Origin of the sequence: Mucilaginibacter inviolabilis (genome assembly GCF_011089895.1) — a bacterium.
Classification (GTDB): Bacteria; Bacteroidota; Bacteroidia; order Sphingobacteriales; family Sphingobacteriaceae; genus Mucilaginibacter; species Mucilaginibacter inviolabilis.
Window position 1 is genome coordinate 65385 of record NZ_JAANAT010000006.1, and the last position, 12502, is coordinate 77886.

Below are 12502 nucleotides of genomic sequence, written 5' to 3' on the forward strand. Positions count from 1 at the left end.
TGGTTTAGCTGCCAATATTAGGATTTACCCAGTCATCCACCTTATCGTACAATAATTGATATAAACTCCGTTTGGTTACGTTAAAACGGGCTGTAAAATTCATTCCCTTTTTCAGATATCCTTTATAACCGTTTTTTAAGGTGAGGTAATTTTTATCAAGGGTGCATTTTACTTTAAATACAGGTTGGTTTTGGTTTACGATAATAATATCATCAGAAATATCAACTACTTTACCGGTTACCAGGCCCCATTGATTATAATTAAAGGCATCTACCTGGAAACGCACCTCCTGCCCTTTTTTAATCAATCCGATATCCGATGGCTTGATATAGCAAAAGGCGGTTAGGTTGGCGTCTGGAGATATTTCGCCGATCTTTTGGTTCGCAAACACATATGCACCATTTTGCACGCCTGTTATATTTTGAACTGAGCCGCTTATAGGAGCCCTCAGCATGTATTGTCTTTTTTGTTCGTTTATCTCAGCTTCCTGCCCGTTTAGCTGACGTAGTTCATTCCTGAACCCATTGGCTTCTGTTTGCCATTGGGTTTTATATTTGGCCAATATCATTAAATAGGCAGATTTGGCCTGGTCATACTCAAACTTATACTTTTCGTACTCAGACTCGGTGAGTACTTTGTTTTTATACAATTCGTTATAGCGGTTAAATGTACTTGCCGCCTGTTCTTTGGCAATAGCCGAATTTTGCAGCTCCTGTGCAAATTGCTGCCATGAGGCATTATATTGTCCGGTTTGCAAATTAGGGGTACGTGTTCTTTCGTTATTGACACCAGCCAGCAATTCGTTGATATCTCCTAAAAACTGCCCTATTTGTCGTTTTCGATTATCGGCCAAAGCGCCTTGTTGTTTCTGAACAGAGGCATCTATCACTAAAATGGTATCGCCCCGTGTAATTTTTTGATTGTCGGTAAGTTTAAGTCTGGTGAGCCGTCCGTTAACCGGGATGGTTAATTCGGCTTTTTCGATAGATGATTGTAAAAGCCCGTTACCCTTTACACTGATAGGGGTTTTAATAAATGGAAGCACTGCAAAAGTTACTAATATCGCTAATACGGTAACCACGTAGATAAGCTGGGTTCGCCTGCTGATCTGTGAACGGTAAACGATAGAGGTTTCAGCAATTGTTTCTGTAGAATAGGTAGATAATGCCATGCTTTTGTTAACATATTAAAATAGTCGTTACCCTGAAAAATTCATGATAACGACTATCCTATGTTTTTATAAACCTTGAACCAATTTAACAACAGCGTCTAAAATAGAGCCTAAAGCTGTAAAAACGGCGCCAAGCAAATCGCCTAAGCCGTAACCGCCATTAACATTGATCATTTCATTGGCGTCCATTTCCTGAACACCAAGTTCTTTTAATTCTAAATTTTTCATAATTGTGAGTGTTTATTTGATTTTTTACGAAATTGAGCGAAGTTAAGTTGCCAGTATTGCTATTACCGTAACGTAGATAAGCTGTGTCGGCGGCTGATCTATGAAGGGTAAATGACAGTGGCTTCAGCCATTGTTTTCTGTAGAATTATAAACCCTGAATCAATTTAACAACGGCATTTAAGATGTTTCCAACGGCTAAAAGAACAGTTGCAAGTACATTAACTATTGGACCGATAGGATTTAGATCTAATCCTCCACCGTTTACACTGATTGCTGCTTTAGCATCCAGTTCCTGAACACCAAGTTCTTTTAATTCTAAGTTTTTCATAACGCTGCACGTTTACTTGTTTCTATACAAAAACGGGCCAATTAAATTGGCTCTGTTGAAAACAAAATAGCCGCGCTTTCAAGAACTTAAAAGCAACGACTATTTATTATTTTCTATAATTGTCCCTGAAGTAATTGGAACAGCGAACCTAATGTTTTAGTAAGGAGAGTGCCGGTATCAGTTAAAACCCCTGCTAAAAATTTCAAAACAGGCTCAAGGTTAAGGTTAATGTTGATATCACCTAAACCACCACCATTAACTTTTGTCATTTCAGCAGTGTTCATTTCCTGAACACCAAGTTCTTTTAACTTTAAATTTTTCATAACTGAATTTTTAATCATTTCCCTTACTCTATTTAGAGGCTTTTCAGGATACGCCCTAATCGGCAAAAGCCGTTATATCACATTATAAAGCTATCTTATCGCTTTAATTAACTCAAGTCCTCGTTAAGATCTTAAATTCCGCTAAGGAGACCTGACACAGAATGTAAAAGACCCACAATTACAATTGAAAGCCCTGGAAGCAGGGGACCAAGGGTACCACCTAAAATAATAGCGAGGTTATCTACAAGAGCAGCAACACCACCCAAAATAGCGCCACCATTAACTATAGTCATTTCAGCAGTATTCAATTCCTGAACACCCAGTTCTTTTAATTCTATATTTTTCATAATTGTAGTCTTAAATATTTGTCCTTACTCTATTAAGGCTTTTCAGGGTTCGCCATTTATATAAATTTCAGGGATAGTCTTAGCTTACGGGTGTAGCAAACCTTTAAGAGTAGTAAAAAAGGTTTTAAAGTCCTGAATGATTCCATCAAGATTTACATTTTTCTGAAGACCGTCTACAAGTGCCTGAATAGCATTGATGATACCTCCAATTACACTGCCGCCATTTATATTGGCCATTTCGGTAACATTCATTTCCTGAACACCAAGTTCTTTTAACTCTAAATTTTTCATAAGGGTAGTTTTAAAAAATTTCCCTACTCTGTTAATGGCTTTTCGGGGTACGCCATTTATGTGAATTTGAGGAATAGGATTTGTTCGGTGCGATGGAAGTAAATAGCCGTTAACCCAATCAGGGCAACGGCTATTTAACAAGCTTTTATTATAATGCTTTAAGAGCAGCACCAAGGATGCTTACTTGAGCACCAACAAAAGCTACAACTTCAGTCAGTGTTTTGTTAACTTGAGCTAAAAGACCGCTAAGATCAAGGCTGATACCTAATAAACCACCATTAACATTAGTCATTTCAGTAGCATTCATTTCTTGAACACCAAGTTCTTTCAATTCTAAATTTTTCATAATAGTATTTTTTGTTCAATAATCCCTTACTCTGTTAAGGCTTTTCAGGATTCGCCCGGTTGGCCCACCGTTATATACATAATGGCACAGCCCAATTAATTAGAATTGCAATCGTTGAAATAAACTGTATTGATTGTTTTCTTTACAGTAAACACCGATTGCAAAGTTGTTTTTGGGAAATAGTTAAATAAAATAAATTAGCTTTTAATGAAATTTAAAAGAGAATTTACAGTATAACCAGCAAACTGAACTGTGTTATTTACCAAAATGTAAGCAGCTCCTAAAACTACAGCCAAAGTGTTACCAAGCAGATCGCTTAAAGGACCACCACCGTTAACATTAGTCATTTCTGTAGTGTTCATTTCTTGAACACCAAGTTCTTTTAATTCTAAATTTTTCATAATAGTGTTACTTATTGTTTTGTTCCCCTACTCTGTTAAAGGCTTTTCAGGATACGCCTCCGTTTGGCCAAACGCTTAAAACAAATATAATATATAACAATAAATACTTAAGTACGAGCTCGTTTGCCGGCATTGCCTGGGAAAGAAAAAAAGGCCTAAAAACGGGGTAAAACACTATAAAAAACGGCTTTTTAGACTAAAAACATGCTTTTAAGCAATCATATTCAATTCATTCATTTTACTATACAACAGTTCTGACATCAATTTCAGGCGCCTATTTAATAGATAAATGCTAAACTATGGGGTTGAGAAGGAATTTTTAAGAAAAGTAATCTATAATTAAGACAATTGTTACTGAGTCAATTATTTAATTAACAGATTAATTATTTAATTATTAGATACAGAAATATTTAACCATTCTGTAACTAATATCAGCCATATTATTATTTAATAAATTAATATTAATGTAACAATGTTTTAATAAGTTAAAACATACATGATACATAATCAAGGCGTTAACCTAAGATTCCCCTGTAAATTAAACGATCCCCATGCGGTTAGAATCGAGCTTAACAAGGATAAAAAGAAGTATAGTAAAGCTAAGCAAAGAGGAGCCTCCATAGCTTATAAATGGCAATGGTATACCAATTACCGGCACTATCCCAATGGTCATGCCAATGTTGATAACCACGTGAAAAAACAATACCGATGCTACCCCATAACCATATATGCGAGAGAATGGCGATCGCTGTCGCTCGGCCAAGTAAATCACCCGCAATATTAAAAACAGGTAAAGACCTATAACAACAACCGACCCTGCAAAACCCCACTCCTCACCTATAGTACAAAAAATAAAGTCAGTACTTTGTGCTGGCACAAAGGAATATTTGGTTTGTGTACCATGCAAATAACCCTTACCCCATAACTTACCCGAGCCTATGGCTATTTTTGACTGGTTTACATTGTATCCCTTCCCTCTTAAATCGGTAGTGATGCCCAGTAATATATTGATACGCTCCGTTTGGTGTGGTTTTAAAACGTGGGAGTAAATAAATTTTACTGAAAAAATAAAGGTAACCGATATAGCCAATCCAACAAGCATGGTAAAAATAAGCTGGCGGTGTTTCCTGAATAAGAATATGATGAGAGCGGTTATTATAACCAGTGTCAGAATAACATACAGCGGATTGTACAAAAGCGAAACCACAAAGAGCACAATAAGTAAACCGCTGATCACCAAAAAATATGGGGACAAGCCCTCCCGGTAAAGCACAAAAACAAGAGAACAGAAAACCAGGGTTGAGCCAGTATCGGGTTGCAACATGATCAGCAACATGGGGAAACCGATAATAGCGGCAGCTATCAGAAAAGATTTCAGTTCGGTAACCTTTATATTAACCGAACTCAGATAACGGGCCAGCAGTAAACACGTTGAAAACTTGGCAAACTCCGAGGGTTGCAGCCGAAAACCACCACCCATATTTATCCAGGCCTGGTTACCACCCACGTTTCGGCCCACTACCAATACCAATATGAGTAATAGTACCGTTATGCCATAAAACGCTGGTGCCAGCGCAGTTAAAAACCGACTCTCCAGCAACAATATAACAATGGCTACTACAATTGATACGTTGATATAGATAAACTGCTTACCGTAATTGGTTGAAGCATCGATAATGCTCGGGTGTTTTTCATCAAATACAGCAGCATGAATATTAAACCAGCCAATAGTACACAGGGCCAGGTATAAAAATACGGTTAGCCAATCTACATTGAAAAAAAAGCTGCGCTGGTTATTTACACTCATATTATTTACCAGTCCCCCTACCCGTTAAAAAACCAATTAAGGTACCTTTTTTATTATTGCTGGCTGTTTTGAGCTGGCCCGCCTTCTTTATCGAATCAGCTTTCACCTTTCTGATCGAGTCGGCCCGCACGGCACGGATACTATCTCTTCTACGTTCTTTTAACCTGTTCTGCATAGAAGTGTTCAGATCGGGTAAAAGGTTTTTGTTGATATAATAATCTGGCGTAATGCCCGACGGTCGTTGCGATATCGATTTCTTTAAATATTGTTCCACAATAAAACTGGCGATAGGCGCCGCCCAGGTACCACCCTGCCCCGCATCCTCAACCACCACGGCTATGGCTATCTTAGGATTTTCACGTGGCGCAAAAGCAACAAATACAGAGTTATCAATACCTACTGCTTTTTGAGCAGTACCGGTTTTACCACACATTATAATGCCAGGTATTTTTGACGCCCTTGCTGTGCCATACTCCACAACACTTTCCATACCATCTATAACTGGTTTAAAATATTGCGAGTCGACACCTACATAGTTTCTCAAAGTGTACTCATGCTTAATCACTTGTTTGTCGCCAATAGCTTTTATCAAATGGGGCTTATAATAGAAACCACGGTTTGCGATTGTAGCCTCAATGTTGGCTAATTGCAAAGGGGTAGCTAATAACTCGCCCTGCCCTATCCCTAATGAAATAACTGTACTTGAACGCCAGCCACCCTTATGATACACTTTATCGTAATAGGATGCTTTGGGCAGATTGCCTCTACCCTCGCCTGGCATATCCAAACCTAATCTTGAACCTAAACCAAACTTGGCCACATTATTTCTCCAGTAATTAAATGATGTGTCGGTTTTTTTAGCACCATTACGATTGATCAGTTTCTCAAAAACCATATCAAAATAGCCATTACATGACTCAGCTACAGCCTTGGCCAGGTTAACCGCGCCATGTACTTCATGGTGAAAACAAGGTACTCTCCGGTTTCCGGCTACATAGTATCCAGGGCAGTAATATATAGTTTCGGGCGTAATTACTCCCTCCTGTATCGCAATAAGTGCGCTTAAGGGCTTAAATGACGATCCTGGCGGATAATAGGCCTGTATAGGGCGGATAAAAAACGGATTATAGGGATCATCGTATAATTTAGCAGCATTGTTACCACGCTCACGACCCACCATCAGGTTTGGATCATACGTAGGGCTGCTCACATAGCACAGTATTTCACCGCTTGATGGTTCAATGGCTACAATACTACCCAATTTATTTTTCATCAGCTTTTCACCCAGTTTTTGCAGGTTGATATCCAATGACGAAGTAAGCCGTTCGCCGGGATGGGCCAAAGTATCAAAGGCGCCATTGGCAAAAGAACCTTTTGGTACGCCGCGCGAATCAACCATTTGTATTTTTACCCCCCGTTGTCCCCGCAAAGTTAGTTCATAGGACTTCTCGACACCGGTAACACCAATATAATCACCCTGGCGATAATAGCCATTTGAGCGCTTAATATCACGATCCTGCACTTCACCAATGAAACCTAAAAACTGTGCGGCGGTTGAATCTGGATAAGTTCGGACGGTACGTGGCTGCACATAAAAACCCGGAAACTCCGTTAATCTTTCCTGAAAAGATGCATACAGTTCAAAAGGAAGCTGCTTTTCAAATATCGATTCTTTATTAGGTGAATATTTAATAGCCTTGGTCAAACGTTTGTCAAAGCCTTCTTTATCAATACCTACTAATTTACAAAACTCCAGCGTATCAAAAGGTTTCACCTCTTTGGGATTAACCGTGATGTCATAAATGGGTACATTCTGAACCAGTATTTTACCATTACGGTCAAGTATAGGGCCACGTGATGGGTACTGGATCTGTACACGCCTTACGTTACTATTGGCATATACGGTATAACGGTCATCAACTATCTGGATATAATAAAGCCTACCCAAAAGTGTGATCATAATTACCAAAAAAATGCCTGTTACAACGTAGCGACGCTCAAAAAACTTGTTCATTTACGTTCTTTCCTTCTGAAAAATAGTAATCCTGAAATAAGCATTAAAAATACAGTAAATATTGAACTCAATACAACACGACTTAGTGTATATTGTATTTCAGAAAAACTAAAAACCTCTAAATTCAACAGAAAGAAATGATGAAAGAGGGTAAGCACCAGGGCATAGGTAAAAAACCACCGGAATCCCATAATACTTAAGGTAGGTTCGGGTTCATTATCAAACCCGTCTTTTTGTACGGTGATACTGATAAACAGGATACGCACCAGGGCTAGTACTACACAGGCGGCCGCGTGCAAACCGGGTGTATCGTAAAAAGCATCAATGGTTAATCCCAATAAAAACGACAGTACGAACAGTAATATATTTGGCACCTCAAACGGAAGTAGCAAAATAAACAAGATATACAGATACGGGGTAGACAGGTTATAAAAAGTGATATTTTTTAACAAAAAGACCTGCATAAAAACCAGTACCAGGAACCGTATGGTATTGACTAAAATAGTTCTACTCATTTTTCTTTTGCCCGGCCTCCAATCCAGTTTGCTCAGGTGCAAATTTGTTATTTACCACGTACACATACTCCAGTTTGCTAAAGTCAACGGCAAGAGTTACATCCACATTAAGCAGTAATCCGCCGCCTTTGGCATGCAGGTTTGTTATTTTGCCAAATGGAATACCCGTTGGAAAAAGCGAGTAGCCCGAAGTAACCACCTGTTCGCCTAATTTGGGCTGCGCATCGTTCTGTATATCTATCAACAGACCTTTTTTAGGATCAAGATCAGTACCCCATATAAATGAACCAATTTCTTTGTTATTGGCCAACATGGCGCTAAACTTGGTGTTTTTATTTAATACCGACTGTACGATAGCCAAATGCTCAGACACATCAACTACCATCCCTACCACCCCCGAGCTGCTAATTACTCCCATATCTTTGGCTATCCCTTCTTTGCTACCCCTGTTTATGGTAATATAGTTACTGCGCTTATTGGTGGAGTTATTGATTACCCTGGCTACAATGTAAGTGTATTGTTGCTTGTAAACGGTATCAACCACTTTACGTTTATCAACAGAATCAATATAAAAAGCCGATTTAAGCTGCCCACGAAGATTGGCATTTTCACGTGCCAGGCTGTCATTTACATTTTTTAATGACAAATACCCTTTAAGCTCACTAACCTGACTATATAAAGTACCTGTAACCTTATTGGTTGAATTGATGAAGGTAGCTTTTTGAAAGGAGTTATACTTGATATAAATAAGCAAGGAGCTTATCTCAAAAATCAGGAACAGAAAAAACGCGTTATACTTAGTGATAAAAATCAAGAGGTTACGCATCGTTTTATAATTATTGAATTAGTGAATTACTGAATTACTGAGTGTTTATTTGAATGATGAGGCTTTATACTTTTTCATTCACTAACTCACTAATTCACTAACCCACTAATTATAGACTATTGCATTAAAAATTTAAAATTTCCTATGTTTTTAAGGGCGGTTCCGGTTCCGCGAACTACGGCGCGCAGCGGATCTTCGGCAACATGAACCGGAAGCTTTGTTTTCGCGGCAACACGCTTATCTAAACCACGCAATAAGGCTCCCCCACCTGTTAAATAAATACCGGTTTGGTAAATATCCGCTGATAGCTCGGGCGGGGTAATTTCCAACGCTTTTAATATCGCTTCTTCAATTTTGGAGATCGATTTATCCAGACAGTGTGCGATTTCAGTGTAGGATACCATAATCTGCTTTGGAACACCGGTCATCAGATCGCGACCCTGAACAGCAAAATCACTTGGTGGATCGGCCAGTTCTGGTAGTGCCGCACCAACTTCTATTTTGATCTTCTCGGCAGTACGGTCACCGATCATGATATTATGCTGACGGCGGATATATTGTACAATGTCGGAGTCAAAGTTATCACCAGCTACACGGATAGACTGATCACACACGATACCAGATAAGGCGATAACCGCGATTTCGGTAGTACCACCACCTATATCAATGATCATGTTACCCATAGGCTCTTCCACGTCAATACCGATACCTACGGCGGCAGCCATCGGCTCATGAATCAGGTAAACTTCCTTAGCACCGGCAATCTCGGCCGAGTCACGCACGGCACGTTTCTCTACCTCGGTAATACCCGACGGAATACAGATCACCATACGCAATGAAGGGAAAAACCATCCCTTGCCCTGATTGATCATTTTGATCATGCCACGTATCATATGTTCGGCGGCGTTAAAGTCGGCAATTACACCATCCTTCAGCGGGCGTACCGTGCGGATGTTATCATGTGTTTTACCTTCCATTTGCATGGCCTGCCTGCCAATGGCAATCACTTTATTGGTTGTCCTGTCGAACGCCACGATAGAAGGTTCGTCAACAACAACTTTGTCGTTATGTATAATGAGGGTATTTGCAGTACCCAAATCGATAGCTATTTCTTGTGTAAAAAAGTTAAATAAACCCATCTGTTGCTTCTTTCAAATAATCTGTAAAGTTTATAAAAATACGCTTAAAAAAATCACATAGTTGCAATTAAGAGCGTATAAATTTCATATTTATTGTTTGGACAGGTCGGTTATGTTAAATTATGTTAATCGGGCTTTAGGGGTCATCAAATCCCTTCCTATTTCCAATCCCTCACACTTCATCCTACCCAATAAGCCCGCTTAAATAAAATTTTAGTGTTTAAAATGACGAACACCAGTAGTCACCATCGAAATGTTTTTTTCGTTACACATTTCAACAGAAAGCTTGTCATTTATTGATCCGCCTGGTTGTAATATAGCTGTTATACCTGCTTCGGCAGCCAGCTCGGCACAATCCGGGAACGGGAAAAACGCATCGGATGCCATTACCGCGCCTTTCAGATCGAACCCAAAACTTTCGGCTTTGATAACCGCCTGTTTCAATGAATCAACCCTGGAGGTTTGACCAACACCGCTCGCCATTAACTGACCGTTTTTGGCAAAAACGATAGTATTTGATTTGGTATGTTTTACCACCTTGTTTGCGAAGAACAAATCATGCAGTTCATGCTCGGTTGGTTTTCTGTTGGTAACCGGGGTCATCTGAGCCGGACCTTCAATAACCGCGTCCTTATCCTGTTCAATAACGCCGTTCAACAAAGTTTTGAACTGCTTGGTTGGCAGGGCCACTGGCTGACGAACCAAAATGATCCGGTTCTTTTTGCTTTGTAATATTTTTACAGCCTCATCAGTATAAGCTGGTGCTATCAGTACTTCGTAGAAGATGTTGCTGATCTCGGTAGCAGTATCCGCGTCGATCTCATCATTAGCAATGATCACACCACCAAAAGCCGAAACCGGATCACAAGCCAGCGCATCAATCCAGGCTTCTTTTATAGAAGAGCGGGAAGCGATACCACAGGCATTGGTGTGCTTTAAAATAGCTACGGTTGGCTCGGTAAATTCATCAATAAGAGCAACTGCAGCATCCACATCAACCAGGTTGTTGTAGGATAGCTCTTTGCCATGCAATTTGGTAAACATGGCATCCAGATCGCCATAAAACACCCCCCCTTGATGAGGGTTTTCGCCGTAACGTAAAACCTGGCTGCTTTGTATGCTTTGTTTAAATACCGGCAGCGATTCTTCCTGGTTAAAATACTGGAAGATGGCACTATCGTAATGTGACGATATATTGAATGCTTTTTGTGCAAATGAACGGCGTTGATCACGTGTTGTTGCGCCGCCTTGTGTTTTCAGGATTTCTTCCAGTGTACCGTAGTCATTTTTGGAAGCTACGATCACTACATCTTTAAAGTTTTTTGCTGCTGCGCGGATCAGGGAAATACCACCGATATCGATCTTCTCGATCACATCTTCTTCGGCTGCGCCAGATTTTACAGTTTCTTCAAAAGGATAAAGATCAACAATCACCAGGTCGATCTCTGGTATTTCGTATTGGGCCAGTTGCTGTTCGTCGCCGTCAAAACTTCTGCGGGCCAGGATGCCGCCAAACACTTTGGGATGCAGGGTTTTAACACGTCCGCCTAAGATAGATGGATATGATGTAAGGTCCTCTACAGGTACTACATTAACACCCAGGTTACGGATAAAAGTTTCGGTACCACCGGTGGAATAGATCTCGACACCAAGGCGGTTTAACTCCAGGATAATGGGCTCTAAATTATCTTTGTAGTAAACAGAAATTAAAGCGTTTTTTATTTGAACAGACTGGCTCATGCACACGTAATTTTTTGAGCCGCAAAGGTAGTGATATTTAGTTAATTGATTAAGTTTTTCTGTAGGAAAAACAGTTCATAGTTAATGGTTCATAGATCATAGCCAAAGATGTTATTATTCAACTGGTTTAAATTACCTCTATGAACCATCAACTACTAACTATGAACCAAAATAAAAAACCACTAACTTCACCGCCCGAAATCATATATTCAATTTATGAAATTATTAGAAGGAAAAATAGCGCTTATTACCGGCGCGTCAAAAGGTATAGGGCGTAAAATAGCCGAGAAGTTTGCCGAGCATGGCGCCAACGTGGCATTCACCTATTTATCGTCGGTTGAAAAAGGCCAGGCCCTTGAGCAGGAACTGCAAAGCTTTGGCACCAAGGTAAAAGGCTACCGTTCCGACGCTTCTAAATTTGACGAAGCCGAAAAACTGATCAATGATATTGTTGCCGATTTTGGCACCCTGCATATAGTGGTTAACAACGCTGGTATTACCAAAGATGGTTTGCTGATGCGCATGACCGAAGAGAACTGGGACGAGGTACTTGACGTAAACCTTAAATCGATATTTAACGTTACCAAAGCCGCCTCCAAGATCATGATGAAAAACCGTAATGGCGTGTTCATCAACATGAGCTCGGTAGTAGGTGTACAAGGTAATGCTGGTCAGGCTAATTATGCTGCATCCAAAGCGGGCATCATTGGTTTCTCCAAATCAGTAGCTAAAGAGCTGGGCTCACGTAACATCCGTACCAACGTAGTGGCACCAGGCTTTATCAAAACCGAAATGACCGACGTACTCGACCCTAAAGTAGTGGAAGGCTGGGAAGCTGATATCCCATTGAAACGTGCCGGTCAGCCCGAAGATGTGGCCAACGCCTGCGTTTTCCTGGCATCAGACATGGCAACCTACATCACAGGCCAGGTAATCCCGGTTGATGGTGGAATGCTTTAATGGAAAGTCAAAATTCAAAAGTTAAAAAGTCAAAAAAACACCCAGGTCATCCTGAACTTGTTTCAG

General features: G+C 40.1%; 15 protein-coding genes. 1 reads left to right on the forward strand and 14 read right to left on the reverse strand.

The features are described 5' to 3' along the window. Nucleotides 1-4: 4 nt before the first annotated feature. From G7092_RS29195 to purH, 14 genes are all read right to left on the reverse strand, one after another. On the reverse strand, nucleotides 5-1171 hold the full coding sequence (locus G7092_RS29195; RefSeq protein ID WP_166095704.1) for an HlyD family secretion protein: 1167 nt from the start codon (nucleotides 1169-1171) through the stop codon (nucleotides 5-7). 66 nt (nucleotides 1172-1237) lie between these two features. After that, nucleotides 1238-1399, reverse strand: coding sequence for a hypothetical protein (locus G7092_RS29200; RefSeq protein ID WP_166095710.1), 162 nt, complete (start codon nucleotides 1397-1399; stop codon nucleotides 1238-1240). A gap of 145 nt (nucleotides 1400-1544) precedes the next feature. Further along, the gene (locus tag G7092_RS29205; RefSeq protein WP_166095713.1) at nucleotides 1545-1727 is read right to left on the reverse strand and encodes a hypothetical protein; all 183 of its coding nucleotides are present in this window, start codon (nucleotides 1725-1727) and stop codon (nucleotides 1545-1547) included. Between the two features lie 113 nt (nucleotides 1728-1840). Further along, a complete protein-coding gene (locus G7092_RS29210; protein ID WP_166095715.1) occupies nucleotides 1841-2050 on the reverse strand; it encodes a hypothetical protein in 210 nt (69 codons plus the stop codon). 131 nt (nucleotides 2051-2181) lie between these two features. After that, on the reverse strand, nucleotides 2182-2397 hold the full coding sequence (locus G7092_RS29215) for a hypothetical protein (protein WP_166095718.1): 216 nt from the start codon (nucleotides 2395-2397) through the stop codon (nucleotides 2182-2184). Between the two features lie 84 nt (nucleotides 2398-2481). Further along, nucleotides 2482-2688 carry a hypothetical protein gene (locus G7092_RS29220; RefSeq protein ID WP_166095606.1) on the reverse strand — a complete coding sequence of 69 codons (207 nt, stop codon included), beginning with the start codon at nucleotides 2686-2688 and terminating at the stop codon, nucleotides 2482-2484. Nucleotides 2689-2836: 148 nt separating this feature from the next. Beyond that, on the reverse strand, nucleotides 2837-3034 hold the full coding sequence (locus tag G7092_RS29225; protein ID WP_166095720.1) for a hypothetical protein: 198 nt from the start codon (nucleotides 3032-3034) through the stop codon (nucleotides 2837-2839). A 197-nt stretch (nucleotides 3035-3231) separates the two neighbouring features. After that, entirely contained in the window at nucleotides 3232-3435 is a 204-nt protein-coding gene (locus tag G7092_RS29230) for a hypothetical protein (RefSeq protein ID WP_166095722.1), read from the reverse strand. A gap of 538 nt (nucleotides 3436-3973) precedes the next feature. Then, nucleotides 3974-5242 carry a rod shape-determining protein RodA gene (gene rodA / locus G7092_RS29235; RefSeq protein ID WP_166095724.1) on the reverse strand — a complete coding sequence of 423 codons (1269 nt, stop codon included), beginning with the start codon at nucleotides 5240-5242 and terminating at the stop codon, nucleotides 3974-3976. Nucleotide 5243: 1 nt separating this feature from the next. Then, nucleotides 5244-7256 carry a penicillin-binding protein 2 gene (gene mrdA / locus G7092_RS29240; RefSeq protein WP_166095726.1) on the reverse strand — a complete coding sequence of 671 codons (2013 nt, stop codon included), beginning with the start codon at nucleotides 7254-7256 and terminating at the stop codon, nucleotides 5244-5246. Beyond that, nucleotides 7253-7771, reverse strand: coding sequence for a rod shape-determining protein MreD (locus G7092_RS29245; protein ID WP_166095728.1), 519 nt, complete (start codon nucleotides 7769-7771; stop codon nucleotides 7253-7255). The genes mrdA and G7092_RS29245 overlap by 4 nt, the downstream gene beginning before the upstream one ends. Next, a complete protein-coding gene (gene mreC / locus G7092_RS29250; RefSeq protein WP_166095731.1) occupies nucleotides 7764-8597 on the reverse strand; it encodes a rod shape-determining protein MreC in 834 nt (277 codons plus the stop codon). The genes G7092_RS29245 and mreC overlap by 8 nt, the downstream gene beginning before the upstream one ends. A 116-nt stretch (nucleotides 8598-8713) precedes the next feature. Then, the gene (locus G7092_RS29255; RefSeq protein WP_076378059.1) at nucleotides 8714-9736 is read right to left on the reverse strand and encodes a rod shape-determining protein; all 1023 of its coding nucleotides are present in this window, start codon (nucleotides 9734-9736) and stop codon (nucleotides 8714-8716) included. A 213-nt stretch (nucleotides 9737-9949) separates the two neighbouring features. Further along, nucleotides 9950-11476: a bifunctional phosphoribosylaminoimidazolecarboxamide formyltransferase/IMP cyclohydrolase gene (purH, locus tag G7092_RS29260; protein ID WP_166095734.1), complete on the reverse strand. Its 1527-nt coding sequence runs from the start codon at nucleotides 11474-11476 to the stop codon at nucleotides 9950-9952. A gap of 216 nt (nucleotides 11477-11692) precedes the next feature. Between purH and fabG the strand changes: the two genes are divergently transcribed. Further along, nucleotides 11693-12436, forward strand: coding sequence for a 3-oxoacyl-[acyl-carrier-protein] reductase (fabG, locus tag G7092_RS29265; protein WP_166095737.1), 744 nt, complete (start codon nucleotides 11693-11695; stop codon nucleotides 12434-12436). The last annotated feature ends 66 nt before the right edge of the window (nucleotides 12437-12502 follow it).